The 26632-nt window shown below is 72.2% G+C and carries 20 protein-coding genes, 6 tRNA genes and 1 riboswitch; of the genes, 10 read left to right on the top strand and 16 right to left on the bottom strand.

Going from position 1 to position 26632, the window contains the following annotated elements:
• Nucleotides 1-226: 226 nt before the first annotated feature.
• From ABZ862_RS33970 to ABZ862_RS34000, 7 genes are all read right to left on the bottom strand, one after another.
• Nucleotides 227-301, bottom strand: a tRNA-Asp gene (locus ABZ862_RS33970).
• A 93-nt stretch (nucleotides 302-394) separates the two neighbouring features.
• Complete coding sequence (hrpA, locus tag ABZ862_RS33975; RefSeq protein ID WP_360966914.1) at nucleotides 395-4339, bottom strand: ATP-dependent RNA helicase HrpA; 3945 nt, start codon at nucleotides 4337-4339, stop codon at nucleotides 395-397.
• A 128-nt stretch (nucleotides 4340-4467) separates the two neighbouring features.
• Complete coding sequence (locus tag ABZ862_RS33980) at nucleotides 4468-4863, bottom strand: hypothetical protein (RefSeq protein WP_360966917.1); 396 nt, start codon at nucleotides 4861-4863, stop codon at nucleotides 4468-4470.
• Between the two features lie 133 nt (nucleotides 4864-4996).
• A tRNA-Phe gene (locus tag ABZ862_RS33985) sits at nucleotides 4997-5073 on the bottom strand.
• Nucleotides 5074-5098: 25 nt separating this feature from the next.
• Nucleotides 5099-5173: transfer RNA gene (locus tag ABZ862_RS33990), tRNA-Asp, on the bottom strand.
• 37 nt (nucleotides 5174-5210) lie between these two features.
• Nucleotides 5211-5283 (bottom strand) — tRNA-Glu (locus ABZ862_RS33995).
• Nucleotides 5284-5379: 96 nt separating this feature from the next.
• The gene (locus tag ABZ862_RS34000; RefSeq protein ID WP_360966920.1) at nucleotides 5380-7044 is read right to left on the bottom strand and encodes a metallophosphoesterase; all 1665 of its coding nucleotides are present in this window, start codon (nucleotides 7042-7044) and stop codon (nucleotides 5380-5382) included.
• A 95-nt stretch (nucleotides 7045-7139) separates the two neighbouring features.
• Between ABZ862_RS34000 and ABZ862_RS34005 the strand changes: the two genes are divergently transcribed.
• The 5 genes from ABZ862_RS34005 (at nucleotide 7140) to ABZ862_RS34025 (ending at nucleotide 12646) form a co-directional block, all read left to right on the top strand.
• Nucleotides 7140-7490: a metallopeptidase family protein gene (locus ABZ862_RS34005; protein WP_360966922.1), complete on the top strand. Its 351-nt coding sequence runs from the start codon at nucleotides 7140-7142 to the stop codon at nucleotides 7488-7490.
• 114 nt (nucleotides 7491-7604) lie between these two features.
• The gene (locus ABZ862_RS34010) at nucleotides 7605-8360 is read left to right on the top strand and encodes a hypothetical protein (protein WP_360966925.1); all 756 of its coding nucleotides are present in this window, start codon (nucleotides 7605-7607) and stop codon (nucleotides 8358-8360) included.
• 242 nt (nucleotides 8361-8602) lie between these two features.
• A complete protein-coding gene (locus ABZ862_RS34015) occupies nucleotides 8603-10780 on the top strand; it encodes a DEAD/DEAH box helicase (protein ID WP_360966928.1) in 2178 nt (725 codons plus the stop codon).
• A 169-nt stretch (nucleotides 10781-10949) separates the two neighbouring features.
• On the top strand, nucleotides 10950-12485 hold the full coding sequence (locus ABZ862_RS34020) for an amino acid permease (RefSeq protein WP_360966931.1): 1536 nt from the start codon (nucleotides 10950-10952) through the stop codon (nucleotides 12483-12485).
• 88 nt (nucleotides 12486-12573) lie between these two features.
• A tRNA-Lys gene (locus ABZ862_RS34025) sits at nucleotides 12574-12646 on the top strand.
• A gap of 200 nt (nucleotides 12647-12846) precedes the next feature.
• On the opposite strand, the gene ABZ862_RS34030 is transcribed toward ABZ862_RS34025, so the two are convergent.
• The 3 genes from ABZ862_RS34030 to ABZ862_RS34040 form a co-directional block, all read right to left on the bottom strand.
• Entirely contained in the window at nucleotides 12847-13110 is a 264-nt protein-coding gene (locus ABZ862_RS34030) for a GntR family transcriptional regulator (RefSeq protein ID WP_360966934.1), read from the bottom strand.
• A 619-nt stretch (nucleotides 13111-13729) separates the two neighbouring features.
• Nucleotides 13730-14101 (bottom strand): hypothetical protein, encoded by a 372-nt coding sequence (locus tag ABZ862_RS34035; protein ID WP_360966937.1) that lies wholly within the window; start codon nucleotides 14099-14101, stop codon nucleotides 13730-13732.
• Between the two features lie 22 nt (nucleotides 14102-14123).
• Entirely contained in the window at nucleotides 14124-14954 is an 831-nt protein-coding gene (locus tag ABZ862_RS34040) for a TNT domain-containing protein (RefSeq protein WP_360966940.1), read from the bottom strand.
• Between the two features lie 444 nt (nucleotides 14955-15398).
• Between ABZ862_RS34040 and ABZ862_RS34045 the strand changes: the two genes are divergently transcribed.
• A complete protein-coding gene (locus tag ABZ862_RS34045) occupies nucleotides 15399-15581 on the top strand; it encodes a hypothetical protein (RefSeq protein ID WP_360966943.1) in 183 nt (60 codons plus the stop codon).
• A complete protein-coding gene (locus ABZ862_RS34050) occupies nucleotides 15578-16471 on the top strand; it encodes a DUF2637 domain-containing protein (protein ID WP_360966946.1) in 894 nt (297 codons plus the stop codon). The genes ABZ862_RS34045 and ABZ862_RS34050 overlap by 4 nt, the downstream gene beginning before the upstream one ends.
• 96 nt (nucleotides 16472-16567) lie before the next feature.
• On the opposite strand, the gene ribA is transcribed toward ABZ862_RS34050, so the two are convergent.
• On the bottom strand, nucleotides 16568-17302 hold the full coding sequence (gene ribA, locus ABZ862_RS34055) for a GTP cyclohydrolase II (RefSeq protein WP_360966949.1): 735 nt from the start codon (nucleotides 17300-17302) through the stop codon (nucleotides 16568-16570).
• Between the two features lie 154 nt (nucleotides 17303-17456).
• Nucleotides 17457-17990 carry a MarR family transcriptional regulator gene (locus ABZ862_RS34060; RefSeq protein WP_360966951.1) on the bottom strand — a complete coding sequence of 178 codons (534 nt, stop codon included), beginning with the start codon at nucleotides 17988-17990 and terminating at the stop codon, nucleotides 17457-17459.
• 69 nt (nucleotides 17991-18059) lie between these two features.
• Between ABZ862_RS34060 and ABZ862_RS34065 the strand changes: the two genes are divergently transcribed.
• The gene (locus ABZ862_RS34065; protein WP_360966986.1) at nucleotides 18060-19193 is read left to right on the top strand and encodes a dihydrofolate reductase family protein; all 1134 of its coding nucleotides are present in this window, start codon (nucleotides 18060-18062) and stop codon (nucleotides 19191-19193) included.
• Nucleotides 19194-19259: 66 nt separating this feature from the next.
• On the opposite strand, the gene ABZ862_RS34070 is transcribed toward ABZ862_RS34065, so the two are convergent.
• Nucleotides 19260-19333 (bottom strand) — tRNA-Met (locus tag ABZ862_RS34070).
• A gap of 152 nt (nucleotides 19334-19485) precedes the next feature.
• Here ABZ862_RS34070 and ABZ862_RS34075 point away from each other — a divergent pair.
• Together ABZ862_RS34075 and ABZ862_RS34080 are read left to right on the top strand one after the other, a co-directional pair.
• A complete protein-coding gene (locus ABZ862_RS34075; protein ID WP_360966954.1) occupies nucleotides 19486-20589 on the top strand; it encodes a PP2C family protein-serine/threonine phosphatase in 1104 nt (367 codons plus the stop codon).
• A gap of 279 nt (nucleotides 20590-20868) precedes the next feature.
• Nucleotides 20869-21026: riboswitch (cyclic di-AMP (ydaO/yuaA leader) on the top strand.
• Nucleotides 21027-21036: 10 nt separating this feature from the next.
• Nucleotides 21037-22077, top strand: a complete 1041-nt coding sequence (locus ABZ862_RS34080; protein WP_360966956.1) for a M23 family metallopeptidase — start codon at nucleotides 21037-21039, stop codon at nucleotides 22075-22077.
• 201 nt (nucleotides 22078-22278) lie between these two features.
• On the opposite strand, the gene ABZ862_RS34085 is transcribed toward ABZ862_RS34080, so the two are convergent.
• The 3 genes from ABZ862_RS34085 to ABZ862_RS34095 all read right to left on the bottom strand — a co-directional run bounded on the left by ABZ862_RS34085 (nucleotide 22279) and on the right by ABZ862_RS34095 (nucleotide 26124).
• Nucleotides 22279-23568, bottom strand: a complete 1290-nt coding sequence (locus ABZ862_RS34085) for a PrsW family intramembrane metalloprotease (protein ID WP_360966959.1) — start codon at nucleotides 23566-23568, stop codon at nucleotides 22279-22281.
• 49 nt (nucleotides 23569-23617) lie between these two features.
• Nucleotides 23618-24475: a tRNA (guanosine(46)-N7)-methyltransferase TrmB gene (trmB, locus tag ABZ862_RS34090; RefSeq protein ID WP_360966962.1), complete on the bottom strand. Its 858-nt coding sequence runs from the start codon at nucleotides 24473-24475 to the stop codon at nucleotides 23618-23620.
• A 224-nt stretch (nucleotides 24476-24699) separates the two neighbouring features.
• Complete coding sequence (locus tag ABZ862_RS34095; RefSeq protein WP_360966965.1) at nucleotides 24700-26124, bottom strand: MFS transporter; 1425 nt, start codon at nucleotides 26122-26124, stop codon at nucleotides 24700-24702.
• Nucleotides 26125-26632 lie beyond the last annotated feature (508 nt).

The raw sequence follows: 26632 nt of genomic DNA on the forward strand, positions 1-26632 counted from the left end.
TGCGCCCCCAGACCCCCCTTGTCGGCCCTTCGGGCCTCGTCCTCAAACGCCGGACAGGCTGAAAGTCAGCCTCTCCGGCGTTTGAGGAGCGGGGGTCCGGGGGCAGCGCCCCCGAGGTCGGGAGCGGGAAGGGGCGGCGGGGGCGAGAGAACTCTCCGGGGCTCGGTCCGGACAGCACAAAGGCCCGCTCCTCCGAAGGAGACGGACCAGGCATCAGACGAACAAGCGGTCCTGACGGGATTTGAACCCGCGGCCTCCACCTTGACAGGGTGGCGAGCACTCCAAACTGCTCCACAGGACCTTGCGTTGCGGCACCATTCGTGCGCTGTGCTGCGAGAAGGACTGTACAGGAGCCCGTGCCACTTGGTCGAACTCACTCACCGTGCAGCCGTCGTCACGGCACCTGCGCGTCGATCGCCTTGACGATCCGCTTGTCCGACACGGGGTACGCCGTGCCCAGCGCATGGGCGAAGTAGCTCACCCGCAGCTCCTCGATCATCCAGCGGATGTCCCGCACCGGGGCCGGCACGGGCCGTCCCTGCGGGAGCTGTTCCAGCAGCCACGCGTACTCGTCCCGCATCTCGTGGACCTTCTCCATGCGCGTGGTGTCGCGCTGCACCCCCGTCGGCATCTGCTGGAGCCGCCGGTCCACGGCGATCAGATAGCGCACCAGGTCCGGCAGCCGCCGTATCCCCGCCTCCGTCACGAACCCGGGCTTCACGAGCCCGTCCAGCTGGGCGCGGACGTCCGCGAGGTTGGGAAGCAGCGCCGGGCTGCGTACGGCCTTCAGGCGCCGTTCGCAGGCCTGCCACGCGGCGAGCACCTGCTGCACCTGCCCCACCGCCCGCACGGTCGTGTCGACGATCTCGGCACGCACCTTGTCGTAGAGCTTGCGGTACGACTCCTCGTCCCAGGCCGGCCCGCCGAAGTCGGCGACGAGCCGGTCGGCGGCGGCCATGGCGCAGTCGTCGAACAGGGCCTGCACCGTGCCGTGCGGGTTGGCGGACAGGGCCAGCTTCTGGGGGTTCGTGAGCCGGTCGCCGGCGAACTTCCCGGGATCGACCGGGATGTTGCGCAGGATGAGCCGACGCGTCCCCCGCCACATCGCCTCGGCCTGCTCCGCCTCCGTGTCGAAGAGCTGGACGGAGACCGTGTCGCCGTCGTCCACCAGGGCGGGGTAGGCCTTCACCGGCTGCCCGGCCCGGCGGGTCTCGAAGACGCGGGTGAGGGTGCCGATCGTCCAGTCGGTGAGCCCGGTGCGCTCCAGGGACTCGCCGCCCCGGCGTTCCGCGGTGGCCGCGGCCGCCTGGGAGAGGGCCTGGCGGGCCTTGGGCCGCATCCGCAGCCGCAGCGCCTCCAGGTCCTTGTCCTCGGCGACCTTGCGGCGCCGCTCGTCGACGATCCGGAAGGTGATCTTCAGGTGGTCGGGGAGCTTCGCCAGGTCGAAGTCGGCGGCGTCGAAGGGCACGCCGACCATCCGCCGCAGCTCCCGCGCCATGGTGACCGTCAGCGGCTCCTGGAGCGGCACCGCCTTCTCCAGGAACGCCTTCGCATAGTTCGGGGCGGGCACGTAGTGGCGGCGGACCGGTTTGGGGAGGGAGCGGATCAGCTCCGTGACGACCTCCTCCCGCAGGCCCGGGATCTGCCAGTCGAAGCCCTCGTCGGTGACCTGGTTCAGCACCTGGAGCGGGATGTGGACGGTCACGCCGTCGGCGTCCGCGCCCGGCTCGAACTGGTACGTCACCCGGAACGTGAGCGGGCCCTGCCGCCAGGAGTCGGGATAGTCGGCCTTGGTGACCGCTTCCGCCGACTCACGGATGAGCATCTCCCGCTCGAAGTCGAGGAAGTCGGGCTGCTCCTGCCGCTTGCGTTTCCACCAGGAGTCGAAGTGGGCGCCGGAGACGACGTGTGCGGGCACCCGCTGGTCGTAGAAGTCGTACAGCGTGTCGTCGTCGACGACGATGTCCCGGCGCCGCGCCCGGTGCTCGAGCTCCTCGACCTCGCTGAGCAGGCGGCGGTTGTCGGCGAAGAACTTGTGGGGGGTGCGCCAGTCGCCCTCCACCAGCGCGTTGCGGATGAACAGCTCGCGGGAGACCTCGGGGTCGATCCGGCCGTAGTTCACCTTGCGCTGGGCGACGATCGGGACGCCGTACAGCGTGACCTTCTCGAACGCCATCACGGCCGCCTGGTCCTTCTCCCAGTGCGGTTCGCTGTACGTCCGTTTCAGGAGGTGCTCGGCGAGGGGTTCGACCCACTCGGGTTCGATCTTCGCGTTGACCCGCGCCCACAGGCGTGAGGTCTCGACGAGTTCGGCCGACATCACGAAGCGCGGTGTCTTCTTGAACAGCGTCGAGCCGGGGAAGATCGCGAACTTGGCGTTGCGGGCGCCCAGGTACTCGTTCTTCGCGCCGTCCTTCACGTCCTTCATGCCGATGTGCGAGAGCAGCCCGGCGAGCAGTGAGAGGTGCACGCGGTCGGCGGGCGCGTCGTGTTCGCCGACGTGGATGCCCATCTGCTTGGCCACGGTGCGCAGTTGGGAGTAGATGTCCTGCCATTCGCGAATGCGCAGGAAGTTGAGGTACTCCTGGCGGCACATCCGCCGGAAGGACGACGAGCCGCGCTCGCGCTGCTGCTCGCGGATGTGGCGCCAGAGGTTGAGATAGGCGAGGAAGTCGCTCGTCTCGTCCTTGAAGCGGGCGTGCTGCTGGTCCGCCTGGGTCTGTTTGTCGGCGGGGCGCTCGCGCGGGTCCTGGATGGACAGCGCGGCGGCGATGACCATGACCTCGCGCACGCAGTCGTTCCGGTCGGCCTCCAGGACCATCCGGGCCAGCCGCGGGTCGACGGGCAGCTGGGCGAGCTTGCGGCCGGTGTCGGTGAGCCGCTTGCGCGGGTCCTTCTGGGCGGGGTCGAGCGCGTGCAGTTCCTGCAACAGCTGCACACCGTCGCGGATGTTGCGGTGGTCCGGCGGGTCGATGAAGGGGAACCTCTCGATGTCGCCGAGCCCGGCGGCGGTCATCTGGAGGATGACGGAGGCGAGGTTGGTGCGCAGGATCTCCGCGTCGGTGAACTCCGGGCGGGCGGTGAAGTCCTCCTCGCTGTAGAGGCGGATGCAGACACCGTCCGACGTACGGCCGCAGCGGCCCTTGCGCTGGTTGGCGCTGGCCTGCGAGACCGGCTCGATGGGCAGCCGCTGCACCTTGGTGCGGTGGCTGTAGCGGGAGATACGGGCGAAGCCGGGGTCGATGACGTACTTGATGCCGGGGACGGTGAGGGAGGTCTCCGCGACGTTCGTCGCCAGAACGATCCTGCGGCCCGTGTGCGCCTGGAACACCCGGTGCTGCTCGGCGTGCGAGAGCCGGGCGTAGAGCGGGAGGATCTCCGTCATGCGGTACTGCTTCTTGGTGAGCGCGTCCGCCGTGTCCCGGATCTCCCGCTCCCCGGAGAGGAACACGAGGATGTCACCGGGTCCTTCCGCCATCAGTTCCTCGACGGCGTCGCCGATCGCGGTGATCTGGTCGCGGTCGGCGTCCTCCGACTCGTCCTCCAGTAGCGGCCGGTAGCGCACCTCGACCGGATACGTCCGCCCGCTGACCTCGACGATCGGGGCGTCGCCGAAGTGCCGGGAGAACCGCTCCGGGTCGATGGTCGCCGAGGTGATGACGACCTTGAGGTCCGGCCGCTTCGGCAGCAGCTGCGCGAGATAGCCCAGCAGGAAGTCGATGTTGAGGGACCGCTCGTGGGCCTCGTCGATGATGATCGTGTCGTAGGCCCGCAGTTCGCGGTCCGTCTGGATCTCGGCGAGCAGGATGCCGTCCGTCATCAGCTTGACGAAGGTGGCCTCCGGGTCGACCTGGTCGGTGAACCGCACCTTCCAGCCGACGGCCGAACCGAGCGGGGTGTCCAGCTCCTCCGCCACCCGCTCGGCGACGGTGCGCGCGGCGATCCGGCGGGGCTGGGTGTGCCCGATCATGCCGCGTACGCCGCGGCCGAGTTCCATACAGATCTTCGGGATCTGCGTGGTCTTCCCGGACCCGGTCTCACCGGCGACGATGACCACCTGGTGGTCGCGGATGGCCGCCGCGATCAGGTCCTTCTTCTGGCTGACCGGCAGCTGCGCGGGATACGTGACCGCGGGCACCCGGGAACGCCGCTCGGCGGCGCGGGCCTCGGCTTTGGCGACCTCGCCCTCGATCTCGGCGAGTACGGCGGCACGGGCCTCGGGCTTGCGGATCCTGCGCGCACCCTCCAGCCGGCGCCCGAGCCGGTGCGCGTCGCGCAGCGTCAGCTCGGTGAGGCGAGGGGCGAGAGTGCCGAGGGCGGGGGCGGGATGCGTAGACATACGGGGTCCAGGATCGCACCTCGGGGAAATTCCTGGCCAACCATTTGATTACCGGTGTATACGCCGAGCTGTATCCCGGGGCGGGCGCGGGTGCGTACGGGAGACCCGGGTGCCGCCGGGTCGGTGGCTCACGGGGTGCGCCGGGCGGGCGGCGGCACGGGCGCCGGTGTCGCGTGGGCCGGCGGGACCGGCTGGCCGGGGTGGGCCGGTGGCGCGTGGGACGGCTGCCCGGGGTGGGCCGGTGGGGCGGGCTGGGCGGCCTGCGCGGCGCGGGCCGCGGCCGTGCCGTCGCCTCCGAGCGCGATCGACTTGGCCGTGTTGGACACCGCCTTGATCCCCAGATACGCGGTCGTCATGCTGCTCACGGCGGTGAACGCGGCGGAGAGCACGCCGACCGTCACCGACGTGTCGCCGTCCAGCCGCCACACCCCGACGACCGCCACCCCGGCGATCGCGAGGTTGCTGACGACGACCGCGAGTAATCCGTAGCGCGCCCGGTCCTTCTCCAACTCGACATCCCGCATGACTCCGGCCCCTCCGGCCCCTCCGGCTTCGCGTCCCGGTCCATCGTGGCCTGCGCCTGGCCCGGTCGGACACCGGATACGAAAACACCCCCTCGGGAAAATCCCGGAGGGGGTGTTCGCCCTGGTCGGGCGGTGGTGGCTGGGGCCGGGGTCGAACCGGCGACCTATCGCTTTTCAGGCGATCGCTCGTACCAACTGAGCTACCCAGCCACGAGATACACAGAGTGAATCTCAGCGGTCCTGACGGGATTTGAACCCGCGGCCTCCACCTTGACAGGGTGGCGAGCACTCCAAACTGCTCCACAGGACCTTGCGCTGTGTACGACAGTGTCGCACACGGTTGTACGTGCCCCCAACGGGATTCGAACCCGTGCTACCGCCTTGAAAGGGCGGCGTCCTAGGCCGCTAGACGATGAGGGCTATCGGCCCGCCTGGGCGCTTCGCAGCGCCTCGGGGACGTCATGAAGCATATGGGATGGCGGGGAGGATCGCCAAAACGGTTTACGGCGGCGCGGATCACCTGGTGGACGGGGCCGGGGACGCCGAGGCCGGGGGAGCCGTGCCGGAGGGGCCCGGTGCTGTGCCGGAGGGGCTCCGCGGACCCGACCCCGTGCCGGACGGGGCCGACGGGCCGGGGGTCGCTCCCGGCCGGTTCTCCTCCGGGAGGTGGCGGCTGACCTCCGCCGTCGTCTGCCCCAGCCCGCCCAGCCTGATCGCGTCCCACGCCTGGAGGTGCCGGGTGGCCCGGTCGAAGTAGAGGATCGACGCCTCGACCGGCGCCGGGTACTCGTGCTCCACGGCCCGCAGCCCGCTGCCGCCCGTCGAGCCCTCCAGCCGCAGCCGGGTACCGAGCCTCATGACCTCCGTCTCCTCGTGGTGCAGATGACCGGCCAGCACCAGCGGCACCTCACCGTCCGTCTCCCTGGCCGCGGTCGGCTCATGGGCGACGGCCACGTCCACCGGAGTCCCGGCGGCCCGCTGGTCGCGCAGCGCCGAGGCGAGCTGGTCGCCCGCGAGCTCCTCCGCCGCCTCCCCGCCGGTCTGCACGGAACGGTCCGGGGTGAACTGCGGATCGCCGATCCCCGCGAACCGCAGCCCGGCGACGGTCACCGCACGGCCCCCGTCCAGGACACGGACGTTCCCGAAGCGCCGGGAGTCCTCGAGGTACCGCTGGGTGGTCGCCGAGTCGTGGTTGCCGCGCACCCACACGTACGGCGCGCCCAGGTCGGCGATCGGGTCGAGGAAGCCGTTCTCCGCCGCCGTGCCGTGGTCCATCGTGTCGCCGGAGTCGACGATCACGTTCACCTTGTACTGCCGCACCAGCGAGGCGATGATCTTCCAGCTCGCCGGGTTGAGGTGGATGTCGGAGACGTGCAGCACCCGGATGGTGCTCGGGTCGGGCTGGTAGGCGGGGAGCGTGGACGTGACGTCGTAGAGCTTCGTCACGTTCGTCACCAGCCGGGCCAGCTCCTTCTGGTAGACGTCGAACTCGGTGACGATGCTGCGCGCGTTGCCCACCAGCGAGGGTGCCGAGGACAGCAGCCCGGAGAACTTCGGCTCCAGGACCGACTTGGGGTTCCAGGTGGCGTACGCCGTCGCACCCGACGCGAGCAGCAGCGTCAGCGCCAGCCCGCCGGCGGCCAGGGCGCGGCGCGGGCGCCGGTAGACGGCGAGACCGAGGGCGGTGGCGCCGGAGACGACGGCCACGCCGGAGCGCACCGCCAGGTCGAGCGTGCCGCGCTGCACGTCCCGGCCGACCTCGTCCTGGAGCCCGGACAGGCGCTCGGGGTGGTCCACCAGGGCCTGGGAGCGGACGGGGTCGAGCCGGTCGACGTTGACGTCGAGACGGACCGGGGCGACATGGCTGTCCAGGCGCAGCGCGCCCAGCGGGGACACGTTGATCTTCGTGCCGCCGGTGAGGGACGGGCGCAGGGTCATGGTGGTGTCCATGGGGCCGACCGGGACGCGGACGTCGCCGACGACCAGCAGCCCGAGCCAGGCGCCGAGCAGCACGACGGTGACGAGCCCGAGGGCGCGCGCCCAGGGGCGGGCGACGCCGGGCACCAGGGCCACGACGGGTCCGGGGCGGTGGCCGGCGGTGCCGCGGGTGCCCCGGCGGCCGCGGGGGCGGTCGTTCCGCGGGACGTCGGGGGTACGGGTACGGGCGGGCAGGCGGACCATTGGTCGCGTATGCCCAAGTCCGCCCCCGGATACGCATGGGTATACGGGACGGTTCACGACTCTCGTACGGACGTTCCGTACCGGACAATGGCCCTGTGCTGGAGATGACGCGCGAGGAGTTCGAGGAACTGGTCGCCGAGGCGCTCGACCGGATTCCGCCGGAGCTGACTCGGCTGATGGACAACGTCGCGGTGTTCGTCGAGGACGAGCCGCCCGCCGACGACCCCGGGCTGCTCGGGCTGTACGAGGGAACCCCGCTCACCGACCGGGGCGAGTGGTACGCGGGCGTGCTGCCGGACCGCATCACCGTCTACCGGAACCCGACGCTGCGGATGTGCGCGACGCGGGACGACGTGGTCGCGGAGACGGAGGTCACCGTGGTCCATGAGATCGCCCATCACTTCGGCATCGACGACGCCCGGCTGCACGCGCTCGGGTACGGCTGAGCGGGCCTGTCCCGGCCGTGCCGGGAAGAGGGCGCGTGTCCTCTTGCGGGCGAAGGGAGTTGGGCACGTTGACTTCCTCGAGCCCCGGAGGTGACCGCCGTGCGCCCTCTGCGCATGCCTGCCCGTCCGTACGCCCCCGCCCGCCCGCAGCCCCAGCCCCCCGCGCTGCCGCAGGTGTCCGGGGAACCGCAGCCCCTGCCGGTCCGGCTGCCGGTCCGGTTGCCGACGCAGCTGTCGGCGTGGCTGCCGGCGCGCCCGGCCACCCGGTCGGCCGCGTGGTCGGCGACCGGGCTGCCGGTGCGGCTGGCCGCCGTCGTGGTGGCCGTCACCGCCGCCGCCACCGGCTGTGTGAACGTGAAGGACGGTGACGCGCACCGGGCGGCCCCCTCGCACTCCGCGGGGCAGCCGGGCGGCCCGGCGCCCGACGGGATGTCGGCGGCGTCGGGCGGCGGGCGCGGCTTCGGGGTCGACGCGGGCGGCGACGGCAGGCGCGGGCGGCACGCCGGGAGACGCGAGCCGGGGGAGGCGGAGACCCCGTCGGCCGCGCCCGGCCAGGAGGCGGACGGCGTCCCCGCCTCCGCGTCGGTGCAGCCCGGCGGCAGCGCACGGGCGACCCCGACGGCACCCGCGCAGCCGACGCCCACCCGGGCTCCGGCGCCGCCCACCGAGTCCGCCCCGCCCACCGAGGCACCCCCGCCGCCCTCCTCGCAGCCCCCGCCCCCGGCCGAGCCCTCCTCGTCCGCGCACGAGGGCACCGGCCCCCAACTCGCCGACCGCGCCCCGGCACCGGCGCCGGTGGCCGGCACGCCCGCCTACGCCGCCCTGACCGCCGCGACGCCGGTCGCCTCATCCGTTCCGCTGACCTACTGAGGCCCGGCGGCCGACGGCCACCGGCGCACGTGACGAGGGTCTCCAGGGCTCGGTTTGCCTTGGGGGGTGGAGGGTGCGTATGGTGGTAGATCGTTTGATCCCATTTGCCCGGCGCCACCGCAGAGCGCGCCGTGTGGCGCGTACTCTCCCTTGCCGTGGCGGACCGCATTGAGGCGGTCGTAATGCGAATCACGGAGTTGACGGGCGCGTGCCGACGAGACTCCGGAAGGTTTCGCATTCGCATGTCCATTGCCAGTACTGATCAGTTCGCCGTGCCCGGGAACACCGAGAACGACGACGTCACGACCGAGGCCGTCCTCGAAGCCGCGGCCGGGACCGGGACGGGGAACGCCTCCGAGCCCGCCGCTCCCCAGGTCACCTTCGGGGACCTCGGCCTTCCCGAGGGCGTGGTGCGCAAGCTCGCGCAGAACGGTGTGACGACCCCCTTCCCGATCCAGGCCGCGACCGTCCCGGACGCCCTGGCCGGCAAGGACATCCTGGGCCGTGGCCGCACCGGCTCCGGCAAGACCCTCGCCTTCGGCCTGCCCGTGCTGGCCCGGCTGGCCGGCGGCCGCACCGAGCGCAAGCGCCCGCGCGCCGTCATCCTCACCCCGACCCGTGAGCTCGCCATGCAGGTCGCGGACGCGCTCCAGCCGTACGGCGACGTCGTCGGGCTGAAGATGAAGGTCGTCTGCGGCGGCACCTCGATGGGCAACCAGATCTACGCCCTCGAGCGCGGCGTCGACATCCTCGTCGCCACCCCGGGCCGGCTGCGCGACATCATCAACCGCGGCGCCTGCTCCCTCGAGGACGTCGAGATCGCCGTCCTCGACGAGGCCGACCAGATGTCCGACCTGGGCTTCCTGCCCGAGGTGACGGAGCTGCTCGACCAGGTCCCGGCGGGCGGCCAGCGGATGCTGTTCTCCGCCACGATGGAGAACGAGATCCAGACCCTCGTCGACCGCTACCTCACCTCGCCCGTGCACCACGAGGTGGACGCGGCGCAGGGCGCGGTCACGACGATGTCGCACCACATCCTCATCGTGAAGCCCAAGGACAAGGCGCCGGTCACCGCCGCCATCGCCTCCCGCAAGGGCCGCACCATCATCTTCGTGCGCACCCAGCTCGGCGCCGACCGCGTGGCCGAGCAGCTGCGCGACGCGGGCGCCAAGGCGGACGCGCTGCACGGCGGTATGACGCAGGGCGCGCGGACGCGGACGCTGGCCGACTTCAAGGAGGGCTACGTCAACGTCCTCGTCGCCACCGACGTCGCCGCCCGCGGCATCCACGTCGACGGCATCGACCTGGTTCTGAACGTCGACCCGGCCGGTGACCACAAGGACTATCTGCACCGCGCCGGCCGCACGGCCCGCGCCGGCCGCACCGGCACGGTCGTCTCGCTGTCCCTGCCGCACCAGCGCCGCCAGATCTTCCGGCTGATGGAGGACGCGGGCGTCGACGCCGGGCGTCACATCATCCAGGGCGGCGCGGCCTTCGACCCGGAGGTCGCCGAGATCACCGGCGCCCGTTCGATGACGGAGGTCCAGGCGGAGTCGGCGGGCAACGCCGCGCAGCAGGCCGAGCGTGAGGTCAGCCACCTCGCCAAGCAGCTGGAGCGGGCCACGCGCCGTGCGACGGAGCTGCGCGAGGAGGCCGACCGGCTGGTCGCCCGGGTCGCCCGCGAGCGGGGCGAGGACCCGGCGGAGGCGCTGGCCGTGGCGGCGCAGGCGGCCGAGGCCGCGGTGTCCGAGGCGGCGGAGGTGCCGCTGCCGGAGCAGCCGGTGACGGAGGCCGTCGACCGCCCGGAGCGCGTGGAGCGCACCGAGCGCTACGAGCGCCGTGACGACCGGGGTGACCGGGGCGGACGTTCGTACGAGCGCCGCGACGACCGGGGCTTCAACCGGGACCGCGACCGGGGTGACCGGGGTGGCGACCGCGGCGGCTTCCGCCGTGACGACCGGGGCAGCCGTCCCTTCGACCGTGACCGTGACCGTGGCGGCCGGAGCTTCGAGCGCCGTGACGACCGTGGTTTCGAGCGCCGTGACGACCGGGGTGACCGGGGCGGCGACCGCGGCGGCTTCCGCCGTGACGACCGCGCCGACCGCGGCGACCGTGGTGGCCGCGGCTTCGAGCGTCGTGACGACCGGGGCGGCCGCCCGTTCGACCGTGACCGTGGTGCCCGTGGCTTCGAGCGTCGTGACGACCGGGGTGCCGACCGCGGTACCCACCACGGCAGCGACCGCCCGTTCAACCGTGACCGCCGTGACGACCGTCCGGGCTTCCGGTCGGCCGGCAACGACCGTCCGGGTTTCCGCTCGGCCGGTGGTGACCGCCCGTACGGCCGCCGTGACGACCACCGGGGCGGCACCGGTTCCTTCGGCCGTCGCGACGACAAGCCCCGCTGGAAGCGCAACGGCTGACGGCGGCGGCAGCCGGGTGCGGATCCGAACCCGTATCCGGAGCTGCTTCTGAACGACCGACGCGCCCCCGACCCTTTCCACACCCGGGTCGGGGGCGCGTCGCGTTACCACCACATTTCGGCCACCGTGTGGCGCATGTCACGCACCCGGCGAGGGAATTGCTGGGGGCATGACAGATGACGACACCCCCGCGAGTCCGCTGCGGCTGTCGGACGAGGAGCGCCTGGCCCAGTTGGGGTACACCCAGGTCCTCGCCCGCCGTATGTCGGCGTTCTCGAACTACGCGGTCTCCTTCACGATCATCTCGGTCCTCTCGGGATGCCTCACCCTCTACCTCTTCGGTATGAACACCGGCGGCCCGGCGGTGATCACCTGGGGCTGGGTGGCCGTCGGCCTGATGACCCTGCTGGTCGGCCTGTCGATGGCCGAGATCTGCTCGGCTTACCCGACCTCCGCGGGCCTCTACTTCTGGGCGCACCGGCTGGCACCCCCGCGGACGGCGGCGGCGTGGGCGTGGTTCACCGGATGGTTCAACGTGCTGGGCCAGGTGGCCGTGACGGCGGGCATCGACTTCGGCGCGGCGTCGTTCCTCGGGGCCTATCTGAACCTGCAGTTCGGTTTCGAGGTCACGCCGGGCCGCACGATCCTCCTCTTCGCGGCGATCCTCCTCCTGCACGGCCTCCTGAACACCTTCGGGGTCCGCATCGTGGCGCTGCTGAACAGCGTGAGCGTGTGGTGGCACGTGCTGGGCGTGGCGGTGATCGTCGGCGCGCTGGCCCTGACCCCCGATCACCACCAGTCGGCGTCGTTCGTCTTCACGAAGTTCGTGAACAACACGGGCTGGGGCAGCGGCGTGTACGTGGTCCTGATCGGCCTGCTGATGGCGCAGTACACCTTCACGGGCTACGACGCCTCGGCCCATATGACGGAGGAGACGCACGACGCGTCGACGGCGGGCCCGAAGGGCATCGTCCGCTCGATCTGGACGTCCTGGGTGGCCGGCTTCGTCCTCCTCCTGGGCTTCACCTTCGCGATCCAGTCGTACGACGGGGAACTCGCGTCCCCGACCGGCGCACCGCCCGCCCAGATCCTCCTGGACGCCCTGGGCGCGACGGCGGGCAAACTCCTGCTCCTCGTCGTCATCGGGGCACAGCTGTTCTGCGGGATGGCGTCGGTGACGGCCAACAGCCGCATGATCTACGCTTTCTCCCGCGACGGGGCGCTGCCGTTCTCGCGCGTGTGGCACACGGTCAGCCCCCGCACCCGTACCCCGGTGGCGGCGGTCTGGCTCGCCACGGCGGGCGCCCTGGCCCTGGGCCTGCCCTACCTGATCAACTACACCGCGTACGCGGCGGTGACGTCGATCGCGGTGATCGGCCTGTACGTGGCCTACGTCATCCCGACGTTCCTCCGCCTCCGCAAGGGCGACGACTTCGACCGGGGCCCGTGGCACCTGGGCCGCTGGTCGCGTGCGATCGGTGTCGTGTCGGTCGCCTGGGTGGGAGCGATCACGATCCTCTTCATGCTCCCCCAGGTCTCCCCGGTCACCTGGGACACCTTCAACTACGCCCCGGTGGCGGTCCTGGCCGTCCTGGGCTTCGCGGCGACGTGGTGGCTGGTGTCGGCCCGCCACTGGTTCCTGAACCCGGCCCGCACCCCCGCCCGCGAACCGGCGGTCACCACCACCGGACGGACCGCCCCGTAACCCAGGTGCCGCTCCTCACCGCCGTGTCCCCGATACCCGATCGGAGACACGGCCCCGGGCGGCTATGCTCAGGGAGGCAACATCACCGGGGCCCTTAGCTCAATTGGCAGAGCAGTGGACTTTTAATCCATTGGTTGTGGGTTCGAGTCCCACAGGGCCTACCGGACCCCTCGGGGTCGACACCCCCGCTGACCTGGTCAGGCGGGGGTTCTGTCGTTTCTGGGGGGGTGCTGGTCGGCGAATCCGTATCCGAAGTGTCCATCAAGTGGGCGCGCTGGCCCGCTGCTGGCCCGTCTGGCGGGTGCGCGGTACGAGGCACCTCCGGCGGCATCCCGTGGCACTGGGTCGCCGATGAAGGTTCCTACGCGTCTGCGGGCTTCTCCGGGAGCGCGATCACGAACACTCCCTTTCCCTGGACGCCCTGAACGAGGCCCTCTTCGGAGAGGACTTCCAACGCGCTCTTGATGGTCCGCCGCGACACCACGCCCCCGGTCTCCACTTCCAACTCCGACTGTGAGGGCAGGCGCCGACCGACCGGGATCTCACCGCGCCGAATCCGGTCGCGCAGCACATTGGCCAACTGCACGTACATCGGCGTCATCGCGTCCCGGTCGAGCTCAATCATGCAGTGACCGTAAAAGCACAGCATCACCGGGCATAGATCATGCTAAGCCAACTGGGGACGTCCTAAGACGTACTAAGTTGCGGTACAGTCCACTCATGAGGCCCCTCGACCGTCCAAGGCCTGAGGGGTATGGCCACCGTTGCGCAGGAGCAGTGACGCATGGACCGTAGAACACCGGCCTCCGCCCAGGCGGCTTCCGCGTGTGCAGAGTGCGTAGGTATCGGCAACGAACAGCGGACCGCGCATGCCGAGGGGGACCACTCGCGGGAAAGCGACAAGCGGGTGTTGCTCGCCCGGCACCGTGCCACCCATGAGGGCGCAGAGTGAGTGCCGGGCCGACCGCCGAGGACGGTGAGGAGACGCACGCTCCCTTCCACCTCATGACGATGAGGGTCACCCGGATTCGCGACGGCAGGGTGATCGAGCAGCGCGCTGAGGTACGGATCGCGTCCGATACGCCGTTGAGCCTTTACGACCTGAGTTCTGCGTGGCCGCCGTGCCGATGCCCGCGCCACCGCGATGCTGCCGAAGACGTTCGTGCTTAGCAGTGGCACCGCTCTTCGGTGGTACCGCAGCAGTGGCCCCCCCGGGGGCCACTGCACGGGTGGGAGCAACGGGATCAGCCGTTCTCGTCGTCGGGCCGCTGCCGTTCGGCGCGGGCGCGTTCGTAGGACTCGCGGGCCTGTTGCTGGGCGGCTTCGGGGTGGTGGAGGAGGGTTTCCGTCTCTTCCGGGGTGAGGGGGACCGGGGGCGGGGCGGGAGCGGTCAGCCGGGTGTGGAGCCAGGCGCAGGCCTCCGACTCGGTGGGGAAGAGGGCCGCGACCTCACGGGTGCCGCGTTCGTGGACGCCCACGGCCCATACCCCGCCGGGCCGCTCCTCCAGGAAGTAGCGGTCGGCCGGGTACGGGCCGTGGGTGCAGCCGGGGATCTCGTAGTACGCGTCCGGGACTCCGGCCGCGCGCAACGCCCGGTGCAGTTCACAGCGGTTCACGCGGTGCTGTCCGGGCGTCCGGTCAGCGTGCCGGGGTGTGCAGGAGCGGCTGCCTCTGCAGCGACTTGGGCTGGTCCGTCGGTACCGCGGCCCTCACCAGCGTGCCGTTGGAGACCAGATTGGCCACGGTGGTGAACGGGATCGTCGGGCAGACGCTGCTGCTCGCCGTCGCGTACTGGATCGCGCCGCCCGGCTGTTCGAACGCCGGGGCCGCCGGGCCCGCGCACACGGTGAGGTCCTTCGCCAGCCGGTACAAGTGGTAGTTGTACGGGTAGCGCGGGTCGCTGGTGTTGAGGTTCGACGGAGGGATCGCCCGCTGCCCGAACTTCGTGCCCGCCGGGGACATGAACCTGCCCGACTCGTTGCCGAAGCGGTCCAGGATCAGGCGGTCCGACGCGTGCAGGAGCAGCGGCGCGCCGAGCGGGCGGCCCTGGCTGTCGTGGGCGAAACCGTCGTCCGGCGGGTAGTCCCAGTCGCCCTGGCCCGAGTCGGCCGACGGCAGCCACCAGCGGTTCAGGAACTGCACGGCCGTCAGGCCGCCCAGCCGGTTGTAACCCCGGAGGATGGTGCCCACCGGGCCCTGCGTGGGCAGCCGGCGCGGGCCGAGACGCCAGTCGCCGCAGAGGTAGTACGAGCGGTAGGCGGGCGGAATGGGGTACGGCACCAGGCCCCGGCACACCCGTGAGGTGTCGGGGTCGGGCCTGACCTGGGTGAGGGGCACGGCACTCGGCCGGCCGTCCTCCGTGGCCGTGGGTGCTGCCGATGCCGCCGGTGCGCCCAGGAACAGCGAACCGGTCAGGCCGACCGCGGCGGTGAAGCCGGCCCATCGTCTCGGCGGACGTGACGAACTCAACGAACCTCCCAGCGGGGACGTGTGCTCAGCGGGAGCCACCCGGCAAGTCCGTGAAGGGAGGAAAAGGCGGGGTGGCCAGATCACTTAAACCGCTGGGACCGGCGAGTGCGCGCAGACGTGCCGGAGCGGGGCCCGAATGGCCCTGGCGCCACGAGGCAGATGCACCGGCGGGCCGTTCCGGCTCTGCCGGCGTCCGGGTGGCGCCGGGGCCGTGCCCGGCTCGCTCGGCGTCGCCGGGGTGCCGGGGCAGAAGGCGGTCGACGCCGGTCTCGGCATCGCCGCGTACGGCTGGACCGCCGGCCGCCAGGATCCCGGCGCCACCTCCGCAGCCCCGGTTTTTCGGGCACTCGCCGGGACGGTCCAGGACGTCTGCCCCTCTTTCGGGGGACGCGTATCCCCCGAATGCCGGACACCCGTGCGTCCCGTGTTGATCGTTAGGTGGGAGTGACGAGTACGGCTGAGCACGACGTGGCCAGGGGTGAGACCGAGCCGCCGGACGGCGACACGCATCTCACCCATTGTTCCGATCTGTTCGACGAGTTCCTGATCCGGATCGGCCGCGTGCAGCGCGAGTACGCGCGGGCCGTGGTGGAGCAGACGGTCAGGCACGGCGGGGGCGGCTCATGAACGGGACCTACGACGACACCGAGCTCTACTACGTCCCTCCGCCCGAACCGCAGTACGCGTACCACCCGCCGCAGTCCCCGCAGTCAGGGGAGTTCGGAGCGGCCGGAGGGTTCGGAGCGGGCGGGGAGTCCGGCGGGGGCGGGGAGTCCGGGCGGTTCGGGCAGCCGGAGACGCCCTACGGGCCGTACCACGTCCCGCCGGCCGGGGCGCCGTACGCCTGGGGCGTTCCGCAGGCCGAGCCGGACCCGGCCGGGGACGGCTGGGACCCGGTCGAGGAGCTGGCCCAGATGCTGTCCGGCGCCTCCGCGGTCGCCGCCGCCGCCGTGGAACCGGCCGTGGCGCCGGCCGGCGGGCGCCGCCGGCACCGGACCGGCCGCCGGAAGGAGGACGAGGAATCCTCCTTCCTCGACGGCGGGCGGCGCGTCACCCATGTCACCGCCCTGATCGCGGCGATCGCGCTCAGCGCGCTGGCCATGCTGTGGTGGTCGATCTCCTACTCCTACGACCAGTTGCGCGCCATCGCCGGTGCGGTGCTGCCCCCGGAGTTCGCGCGGTGGTGGCCGCTGACGGTGTACGGGCCGTGGCTGGTGGCGGCGCTGTCCGTGCTGCGGGCCACCGTCCAGCAGCGGTCCGCCCGCCGGTCGTGGGGGATCGTCCTGGTCGCCTCCGCGATGGCGGTGGCGCTGTCCGTGAGCCATTCGTCGCGGTCGCTGCTGGGGCTGGTGATCGTGGGGATCCCGCCCCTCACCGCGCTGGTGTGCTTCTGGGAACTGGTCGGCCAGGTGAGCGTGAAGCAGCGGACCCGTCATCGGCGTGCGGTGTCCGGCGAGGGACCCGCCGGAACCGCGGACCGGCCGCCCCGCAGACCCCACCGGGCAGCAGCCCGCTGAGCCCGGCGGCGCGCTGGGTCCGGTGGCCCGCTGGGTCCGGCGGCGCGTCGAACCGGACGGCCCGCCGGGCTCGACGGCAGGGTCCGGTGGGGTGCTTCAGCCCGCCGTCCGCTCGGTCAGATCCGTCCGCCCGGTGAGATCCGGCAGTTTCGTCAGGTCTGCCAGGCCGGGCAGGCCGGGCAGGCCGGACGGCTCCGGCAGGCGGTCCGTCAGTTCGGCGAGCGGCAGGGTGTGCTGGGTCTGGAGGACCTTGGCGCGCAGATAGCGGACGTTGTGCGCGGTGGTGAAGACGCCGGTGGACACGCGCTCCTGGACGTCGATGCCCAGCGCGCGCAACTGCTCCGCCTTGTCGGGGTTGTTGGAGAGCAGGTCGAGCCGGTCGATGCCCAGGGCGCGCAGCATCTGCGCGGCAGCCGTGTAGTCGCGGCCGTCCTCGGGCAGGCCGAGGGCCGCGTTCGCCTCGTAGGTGTCGAGGCCCTGGTCCTGGAGGGCGTACGCGTCGAGCTTGTTGTAGAGGCCTATGCCCCGGCCCTCCTGGCGCAGATACAGCAGCACGCCGCCGCGCACCGCGATCCGCTCCACCGCCTCGCGCAGCTGCGGGCCGCAGTCGCAGCGGGCGGAGCCGAAGACGTCGCCGGTCAGGCACTCGGAGTGCAGCCGGACGAGCGGGGTGGTGCCGGGTTCGGGGGTGCCGAGGACGGCAGCGACGTGCTCCTGACCGTCGGTCAGGCCGTGGAAGGTGACGAGCTCGGCGTCGACGCTGTAGCCGTCCTGGAAGCGCAGCGGTACCCGGACGCGGGCGCGCTGGGTTGCGGCAGGGGTGTCGGGCATGCGGGTCTCCCGGTTGCGGTGCGGGTGTGTCTGCCGCGGCCGGCTGCCCCTGGGGTGGGGCGGTACTGCTGTGGTGCTTCAAATTTTGAGCAGTCGGCCACGAGGTGAGACCCTAACCCATGCTTTAAAGTTGAAGCAATTGTTTTCCCACGGTTCAGGCGGAATCGACCGAGCCCGAGCAGGGCGACGACCGCCGCCGCCACGGGACGTCCCCGGACCCGGCCGCCGTATCGTCCTCGCCCTGCAACCCCCGCGCGATCCCCGTGCAGATCTCCTCCAGCTGCCCCACCTGCTCCGGGGTGAGCCGGTCGAAGAGCGTGGCGCGCACCGTCTCCACATGCCCCGGCGCCGTACGCTCCAGTACGGCCCGCCCCGCGTCGGTCAGCACCGCGATGCTGCTGCGCCTGTCCCAGCGGCAGTTCTCGCGGCGCAGCAGCCCGTCCCGCTCCAACCGGGTCGCGGCGTACGTCAGCCGGCTGCGCGTGATCTTGAGCGTCTCCGCGAGATCCGTCATCCGCAGCCGGTGGTCGGGCGCGTCGGAGAGGTTGGCCAGCACCGAGTAGAACAGGTGCGGCATGCCGGCCTCCTGCTGGAGCTGCCGGTCGATCGCGTCCTCCAGGAGCTGCGACGCGGCGATGTACGCGCGCCAGGCGCGCTGCTCCTCGGGGGTGAGCCAGCGGGTCGTCATGCCCCCAGTGTAGGTTTGTTTCAAACTTGAACCAAGCCGTCCGTGAAGAGAGCAGAGAGCGCCGACACCATGCCGTACCCGTACGTCCTCCTGTCCGCCGCCGTCTCCCTCGACGGCTACCTGGACGACACCGGCCCCGAGCGTCTGCTCCTCTCCGGTCCGGCCGACTTCGACCGCGTCGACGCCGTACGGGCGTCCTGCGACGCCATCCTGATCGGCGCCGGCACCGTCCGCGCCGACAACCCGCGCCTGCTGGTCAACTCCGCCGAGCGCCGGGCCGCCCGGGTCGCCGCCGGACGGCCGGAGTACCCCCTCAAGGTGACCGTCAGCGCCACCGGCGACCTGGACCCGGCGGCCCGTTTCTGGCACACCGGCGGCGAGAAGGTGCTGTACACCACGGACGAGGGCGCCGACCGGGCCCGCGGACTGTCCCCCCTCGCCGATGTCGTCCCCCTCGGCCCCGCCCTCGACTGGCGGGCCCTGCTGACCCACCTCCACGACATGCGCGGCGTGCGCCGCCTGATGGTGGAGGGCGGCGGCACCGTCCACACCCAGCTGCTCCAGCAGGACCTCGCCGACGAACTCCAGCTGGTCCTCGCCCCGCTCCTCGTCGGCGACCCGCACGCCCCCCGCCTCTTCGGCCCCGGCGCCTACCAGGGCGGACGCCTGCGGCTGAGGGAGACGCGGGCCGTCGGCGACGTCGTCCTGATGCGCTACGAACCCACCGCGCCCGGCACCGGTCCGCTCGCCGGCGCCGCCGACCGGTACTGGCTGCGGCTGGCCTGCGAGCTGGCCGAGCGGTGCCCGCCGTCGGACACCGCGTTCAGCGTCGGCGCGGTGGTCGTCGCCGCCGACGGCACCGAGCTGGCCCGCGGCCACTCCCGGGAGGGCGGCGACCCGGTCGTGCACGCCGAGGAGGCGGCCCTCGCCAGGCTCGACCCCGCCGATCCGCGGCTGCCCGGCGCCACGGTCTACAGCAGCCTGGAACCCTGCGCCCGCCGCGCCTCCCGCCCCGCGCCCTGCGCCCGGCTGATCCTCGACGCGGGCGTACGGCGTGTCGTGACCGCCTGGCGGGAGCCGGACACCTTCGTCACCGCCGCCGACGGCACCGGGGTGCTGGCCGCGAACGGCGCCACCGTGGTCGTCGTACCCGAGTACGAGAGCGCGGCCAAGGCACCCAACGGGCACCTCCTGGACGACTGAGCGGCACGCACCGGCCCGGAAAACACCGAGGGCCGGAATCCATGGATTCCGGCCCTCGGCCTTCAGTAGCGGGGACAGGATTTGAACCTGCGACCTCTGGGTTATGAGCCCAGCGAGCTACCGAGCTGCTCCACCCCGCGTCGTTGAGACCAGTGTACGGCATCGGAGAGGGTGCCCGCTCATCCGCTCGGCGCAGCCCCGCTCGCCGCCCGCCGCCGGGCCCGGACACTGGAGGTACGCCGGCGACGGACGGCGAGGGAGGGCAGGGAGTCGAGTGGAGCGGCCTCGGGCGGTGGAACAGCGACCTGACCGCCGTAACTCGGTCGCCAGGACCGCCCTGCGGGTGCTGCCCGCGCTGCTGCTGGCCGCCGGCATCCTCCTTGACTACCTCACCCCGCGGGAGTTCTCCGCCACCCCGCTGCTCACGGCCGCGCCGTTGGCCGCCGCGCCCCTGTACACCCGGCGCGGCACCCTCCTCACCGGGCTCGCGGCCGTCCTCGCCGCGCTGGCCGTGCTGGTCGGACACGCCGAGCGGCACATCGTGGTGGCCGTCGGCGCGGTCACCGAACTGGTCACCGTCACCACGGTCGCGGCGCTGGCCGTCTTCATCAACGCCATCGTGACGCGCGGCCACGCGCAGCTGGCCTCCGCCCGGGAGATCGCCGAGGCCGCCCAGCTCGCCGTCCTGCCGGAGCCGGAGGAGCGGATCGGCGGCCTGGACGTCGCGGCGCGCTACGAGGCGGCGCAGGCCGGGGCGTCCATCGGGGGCGATCTGTACGCCGTGCAGGACAGCGCGTACGGCGTCCGGCTGATCGTCGGGGATGTGCGGGGCAAGGGGATGGGCGCGGTGGCCGTGGTGGCCGTCCTCATCGGGGCCTTCCGGGAGGCCGCCGAACAGGAGGCGACACTCGACGCGGTCGCCCGGCGCCTCGAGCGGGCGCTGGCGCGCGAGGGCACCCGGCGCGACACCGTCGACACGTTCGAGGAGTTCACCACCGCCGTACTCGCCGAGATCCCGGGGGACGGGACGCTGGTCCGCGTCGTCAACCGCGGCCACCCGCCCCCGCTGCTGCTCCTCGCCGACGGCACCGTGCGCGCGCTGCACGAGGGCACGGCGGCGCTGCCGCTCGGCCTGGGCGAGCTGAGCGCGCTGCCCGACCACGTCCAGGAGGCGTGCCTCCCCCCGGGAGCCACGCTGCTGCTCCACACCGACGGGCTGTCCGAGGCGCGCGACGCGCACGGCGTGTTCTACGACCCCGAGGCGCGCCTCCACGGCCGTACCTTCCCGGGCCCGCAGGCACTCCTGACCGCTCTCGCGGCGGACGTACGCCGGCACGCCGCCGCCGTGGGCGGTCTGACGGACGACATGGCACTGCTCGCGGTACGGCGGCCGTGACGCTTCCCGCCGGTGCCGCGCCGGTGCCGCCTCCCCGCTGCCGCACCGTTATCACCTTGGGTGAGCGGACGATGCCGTTCCGCGTAACATCTGAGACACCGTCACCCATGAGGTGATTTCCGGGACGAGGTCAACTCGCCCGAATTTCGCCGGTCATGGCAGGTAAGTCCGGCAAAAAAGGGCTTGCTGATCAGGGGGAACGGCTTGGAATCTGCCCTCCGCGTCTATTAACGTTCGATAACGCAGCACGGTAGTCCCAGCCGTCACAAGAGACGGCTCCGTGCGCACACGCCGAGTCCCGCAAGGGAGCCGGGGAACCACCTCCCTGGGGTGAATCACGCGAATGACGCCGTGGAAGCACGGCGGTTATACGCGCGTAGGAGACCTTCCTGCTCCGAACCCGTCAGCTAACCCGGTAGGCGAGAAGGAAGGAAGGAGCGCGCCCACGTGGCGTCTGACCGGCCTCTCACGGAATCCCCGTTCATCCCGGGCCAGCGCGGGGGTACCGACACCTTCGCCTATGGCGAGTACCGCCCCGACGAGGGTCCCTGGCAGGAGTGGAACCCCACCGAGGAGTCCCTCGCCCCGCTCCGAGGCCGGCACCGGGTCGCCAAGCAGCGCGGCGGCGGGCTCGCCCGCAGCTCCACGGTCCTGGGCGTCGGTGTCATAGCCGCCGTCGGCGCGGGCGGCATGGCCAGCGCCAACACCGGCAAGCCCCCGGTCTCCATCTCCCTGCCCGACCTGCCCTCCGTGGGCTCCCTGCTCGGAGACGACTCCGGCACGGGCGGCGACTCGGCCAAGGCGTCCCAGGCCTCGCTCAGCACCATGACGACGGTGGCCGGCAGCAAGCGCTCCGACGCGGGCGAGGCGCTGCGCAACCGGATCATGGCCCAGGCCGAGCAGCAGCAGACCCAGGTCGCGGACAAGGCCCTGACGGCCGTCGAGACCGCCCAGGCCAAGCGCATCGCCGCCGCCGCTGCCGCTGCGGAGAAGGCCGCCGCCGCCAAGGCCGTGGCGGCCAAGGCGAAGGCGGAGGAGACCGCCGCGAAGAAGGCCGAGGCCGAGCGCCTGGCCGCGCTGGCCAAGCAGTACACGCTGCCGACCTCGTCGTACACGATCACCGGCACCTTCGGCCAGGCCGGTTCGATGTGGTCGTCCGGTTACCACACCGGTCTCGACTTCGCCGCGCCCACCGGCACGCTGATCAAGGCGATCCACAGCGGCACCGTCACCCAGGCGGGCTGGGCCGGGTCGTACGGCTACCGCACCGTCCTCACCCTCGACGACGGCACCGAGCTGTGGTTCTGCCACCAGTCGTCGATCAGCGTCTCCGTCGGCCAGAAGGTCGGCACGGGCGACGTGATCGGCCGCGTCGGCGCGACCGGCAACGTCACCGGCCCCCACCTCCATCTGGAGGTCCACCCCGGCGGGCAGGCCACCGGCATCGACCCGATGACGTGGCTGCGCGGCAAGGGCCTCAACCCCTGACCCACCGGCCCCGACCGGCCACCCTCCCCCCGGCTCACCACGGCTCCGTGCGGCCCACCGCGGCCTCTTCCGGCGCCCCCTTGGTCCCCGGCGGTCCTGACGACTTCCCCCCGACGTCAGGGCTGCCGGTTTCCGGTTTCCGGTCCCCCGGCGTGAGGACCCCTTGCGTGAGGCCACCCGGACACGCCCCCCCCGTGAGGCTCAGGTCAGATAGGGATTGCGGACGGCGTACGGCGGGAGAGGCGGCGGAGCCCAGGGGACGGGCCGGGGAACGGGTGCCCTCCCGTACTCGTACTCGGGCCAGACGCGCCCTGCCGCGTGCTGGAGCGCGGGCCGGGCGATGTGCCGGCGGACCCACAGTTCCCGCAGGAGCTCCGCCTCGCGGACGACGAAGTCGGGCCCCGCCTGTCCGCCGCGACCGCGGTGGCGCAGGAGGGCCAGCGAGGTCGCGCAGGCCTCGTACTCGGCGACGGCCCGGGCGGCGGCCCTGCCGCAGTGGTGGCGGGCGTACTCGCGGGCGATGCCCCGGGCCCGCAGGGAACCGAGCACGAACGGCTCGGCGGGCGTCAGCCAGCCCGCGACGGCGTAGGCGGGCAGCTCCTCCCGTACGGTCCTCAGCTCGCGCTGCCTGGTCCACACGGCGAGCCAGGTCAGCAGCCCGAACGCGGGCACCATGAACGCGGCGTACACGGCGAAGAAGCCGTACTGGCCGAGGGCGGACGAGCCGTTCCAGACGGCGTGCATGCTCATCGCGAGCAGCAGCCCGCACAGCGGCAGCAGGACGCGGGGGACGCGCCGGCGGTCGGCGCAGCACGCGGAGACGCCGAAACCCATGCCGGTGAGGACGGTGAAGAGGGGGTGCGCGAAGGGGGACATGACGATGCGCACGAAGAAGGTCGCGGCGGTCACGGAGGCGATGCCGCGGTCGCCGGTGAGCTGGTCGGTGCCGAAGGCGTTGCCGAGGTAGAGGATGTTCTCGGTGAACGCGAAGCCGGTGGCGGTGACCCCGGCTATCACCACACCGTCGACGAGCCCGGTGAAGTCGCGTCTGCGGAAGAGGAAGACGAGGAGGACGGCGGCGGCCTTGGCGGACTCCTCCACGACCGGGGCGATGACGGTGGCGCCGAGGGTGTCGGCGTTCGTCGGATCGGCGGTGGCCGTGGCTATCCACCGGGTGGCGAAGCTGTTGGCGACGATCGCTATGAGCGCGGCGGCGCAGGCGCCCCAGGCGAACGCGAACAGCAGATTGCGCCAGGGGCCGGGTTCGACGCGGTCGAGCCAGCGGAAGGCGGCCACCAGCAGCGGTACGGGCAGGACGGCGAGACCGATGCCGACCAGGAACCCGTCCGTGCCGGTCTGCTCGCGCACCAGGGCCAGGATGACGAGCCCGGACAGCGCGAGCAGGGCGACCGGGGCTCCGTAGCGCACGGCGCGCCGCTGCCACCAGCGCGGATGGCCGGGGTGGGGCGGATACGGGGGAGAGCTGGCCACGGCATCGACCCTAACGAGCGGGAACACGGCCCACGACGGCGCGGGAGGATCAGACGGCCCGGTCGTGGTCGTGGTCCTGACTCCGGCCCCGGTCCCGGCCCTCGTGCTGTACGCGACGGAAGAGCAGATCGTTCACCACATGACCCTTGTCCAGTCCCTGGCCCTCGAAACGGGTCAGCGGCCGGAACGCCGGACGCGGCGCGAAACCGCCGTCCGGCCGGGTGTTCCGGAAGTCCGGGTGCGCGGTGAGCACCTCGAGCATCTGCTCGGCGTACGGCTCCCAGTCGGTCGCGCAGTGCAGCAGCGCGCCGGGTCTGAGACGGGTCGCGGCGAGGGTGAGGAACTCGGGCTGGATCAGCCGGCGCTTGTGGTGCCGCTTCTTGGGCCAGGGGTCGGGGAAGTAGACGCGCAGCCCGTCCAGGGAGTCCGGGGCGAGCATCTCGCGCAGCAGGATGATGGCGTCGCCGTTGCCGATCCGGACGTTCGCGAGACCCTCGCGCTCGGCGAGGTGGAGCAGATGGCCCTGCCCGGGGGTGTGCACGTCGACGGCGAGGACGTTGGTGCCGGGATCGGCGGCGGCCATCCGCGCGGTGGCCTCCCCCATCCCGAACCCGATCTCCAGCACGACGGGACGGGCGTTCCCGAACAGCTCGCCGAGATCGACGACACGCTGCCCGTCGATGTCGAGCCCCCAGGCCGGCCACAGCCGCTGCAGGGCGTCCGCCTGCCCGGCCGTCACCCGGCTCCGCCGGGGCTGGAAGCTGCGGATCCGCCGCTCGAAGTGCGACCCGGCGGGATCGGCCCGGGGCCCGTCGGGAAACCGCGGTTCCCCCTTCACCCGGGTATGCCGGACGGAGACCCCGGGAAGATGCCGGGGACTTTCGGAAGCACGCGCAGACTCAGACACAGTGCCCCGATTTTACGTCCCACCCCCGCCGCCCCAGCCCGTCTGGGGGTGCCCCCTGCTCGAAGAGCTCGGGGGAGTTTGAGGACGAGGCCCGTCCAGGGCCGACAGGGGGGTCTGGGGGCGCAGCCCCCGGGGACGGGACGGGAAGGGGCGGCGGGGGCGAAAAACCCTGCCCCCGCACCGGACGGACCCCCGCCCGGTGGACAGCACCACCCCCGGAGGGCCTACGCCGGCGCCATCAGCAGCGGCCGCGCCCGCTCCCGCAGCTCCACCACCCGGGGCTCGTCCCCGTACGGCTCCAGCCGGTGCAGCAGATCCTTCACGTACTCCGTGGTCCGCGCCGAAGAGATCCGCCCCGCCACCTCCACGGCCCGCACCCCCTGCTCGCACGCCGCGTCGAGGTTCCCCGACTCGAGCTCCGCCACCGCCGACACCACCAGCCGCAGCCCGTGCGACCGCACGAACTCCTCCGTCGGCTTCGACAGCGCCTGCTCCGTGAAGCGCCGTACCTGCCGCGGTGCCTTCAGATCGCGGTAGCACTCCGCGGCGTCGGCGGCGAACCGGTCGTAGGAGTAGAAACCCAGCCACGACGGGTCGTTGTCGCCGTCGCGCGAGCGCTCCAGCCACCCCTCGGCGGACTTCAGCGCGGTACCGGCCGCCTGCGCGTCACCCGCGCGGGCATGGGCCCGCGCCTCGACGAGCCGGAAGAAACTCATGGTGCGCGCGGTGGCGAGACCCCGGTTGCGTTCCAGCGCGGCCTGCGCGAGATCGACGCCCTCGTCGCCGAACCCGCGGTAGGTCGCCTGGAGGGACATCGATGCCAGCACATAACCGCCCAGCGGCACGTCGGCGGCCGCGCGGGCGAGCCGCAGCGCCTGTATGTAGTACCGCTGCGCCGCCTCCTGCTGCCCCGTGTCGAAGGCCATCCAGCCCGCGAGCCGGGTCAGCTCGGCGCTCGCCCCGAACAGCGCCCGGCCGACCTCGTCGGAGTACGCGCCGAGCAGCAGCGGTGCCGCCTCCACCCGCAGGCACTCCGGCACCATCGACGAACGCCAGTCGCCGCCTCCGTACTTGGAGTCCCAGCGCCTGGCGTCCTCGGCGGCCTCCCGCAGCTTCTGCACATCGCTGTGGCCGACTTTCAGCGGTGTGGACGAGCCCTCGGAGAGGTTCGCGTCGCGCGCCACCGAACTGTCGGCCGGGGTTATCAGCCAGCGTGAGGCGGGCGTTGCGTATGCGCTCACTGCGAACGAGCCGGCGAGCGACTGCCAGATGCCTCCGCCGCCCGCGCGGCGGCCGGCGAGGTCGAGCCGGTACAGCTCGGTCGCCGTCCTGACCGCCTGGCCGACGTCTCTGGGGAAGGCGAGGCCCACCTCGGGTGCGGGATCCGCGTCCGCCAGGCCGATCTCCTGGAGCGGCACGGGGCGGCCGAGCTTCTGGCCGATGGCGGCCGCGATGAGGTGGGGCGCGGCGCCCTGCGGCACCATGCCCTTCGACACCCAGCGCGCCACCGACGTCTTGTCGTAGCGAAGTGTCAGCCCGCGTTGGGCGCCGAGGTCGTTGACGCGGCGCGCGAGCCCTGCGTTGCTGATTCCCGCGAGGGCGAGAACGGTGCCGAGCTTTTCGTTCGGCCCGCGTTGCTCCCTGGACATTGCGCCACCCCTCGACACAGCCGGCTGCCGCGCTGGCATAACCACGCGGCATTCGTAAACCCAGCGTAGTTCGCCGCATCCCAAGCGTTAAGAGGCATTGTTCCGGTTGGCGGGATTGTGGTCCGTGCCGCGGGGCGGTCCGGGCACGGACCGTGCACGCACTGTGCACGGCGTGCCGGGGCGTGCCCCCGCCGTGTGGCCGTGCGCCCACGCGTGCGCCTTTCTCCGGCCACCGGGGGAGCGCTTCCATGGATCGTGCGTGGGTCGGCCCGCTGTACTGGATCCAGTGGGCTGGGGGACACCGCCGCCTTCATCCCCGCGGGCGGCGGACCGGTCCGGGAGGCGAAGCCCGCCTCCCGGACCGTGCGCGTGGGTCAGGTCGCGCGCGGTGCCTGTACGGAGCGTGCGCGAACCTGTCCCCGCACCATATATTTGGCTGAAAATATACCCCACCGTTCGCAGGCGATCAGCCCTCCGACCATGGAACTTGAGGGCGCGTTGGGCGTTT

Origin of the sequence: Streptomyces sp. NPDC047000, from assembly GCF_040644295.1 — a bacterium.
Lineage (GTDB): Bacteria > Actinomycetota > Actinomycetes > Streptomycetales > Streptomycetaceae > Streptomyces.

Coding starts and splice junctions, on each gene's coding strand:
- ABZ862_RS34030 (WP_360966934.1), bottom strand. CDS start 13,110: ATGATTGAGCTCGACCGGGACGCGATGACGCCGATGTACGTGCAGTTG.
- ABZ862_RS34065 (WP_360966986.1), top strand. CDS start 18,060: ATGCCGTACCCGTACGTCCTCCTGTCCGCCGCCGTCTCCCTCGACGGC.
- ABZ862_RS34015 (WP_360966928.1), top strand. CDS start 8,603: ATGTCCATTGCCAGTACTGATCAGTTCGCCGTGCCCGGGAACACCGAG.
- ABZ862_RS34050 (WP_360966946.1), top strand. CDS start 15,578: ATGAACGGGACCTACGACGACACCGAGCTCTACTACGTCCCTCCGCCC.
- ABZ862_RS34020 (WP_360966931.1), top strand. CDS start 10,950: ATGACAGATGACGACACCCCCGCGAGTCCGCTGCGGCTGTCGGACGAG.
- ABZ862_RS34010 (WP_360966925.1), top strand. CDS start 7,605: ATGCCTGCCCGTCCGTACGCCCCCGCCCGCCCGCAGCCCCAGCCCCCC.
- ABZ862_RS33980 (WP_360966917.1), bottom strand. CDS start 4,863: ATGCGGGATGTCGAGTTGGAGAAGGACCGGGCGCGCTACGGATTACTC.
- ribA (WP_360966949.1), bottom strand. CDS start 17,302: ATGCCCGACACCCCTGCCGCAACCCAGCGCGCCCGCGTCCGGGTACCG.
- ABZ862_RS34060 (WP_360966951.1), bottom strand. CDS start 17,990: ATGACGACCCGCTGGCTCACCCCCGAGGAGCAGCGCGCCTGGCGCGCG.
- ABZ862_RS34095 (WP_360966965.1), bottom strand. CDS start 26,124: ATGTCCAGGGAGCAACGCGGGCCGAACGAAAAGCTCGGCACCGTTCTC.
- hrpA (WP_360966914.1), bottom strand. CDS start 4,339: ATGTCTACGCATCCCGCCCCCGCCCTCGGCACTCTCGCCCCTCGCCTC.
- ABZ862_RS34000 (WP_360966920.1), bottom strand. CDS start 7,044: ATGGTCCGCCTGCCCGCCCGTACCCGTACCCCCGACGTCCCGCGGAAC.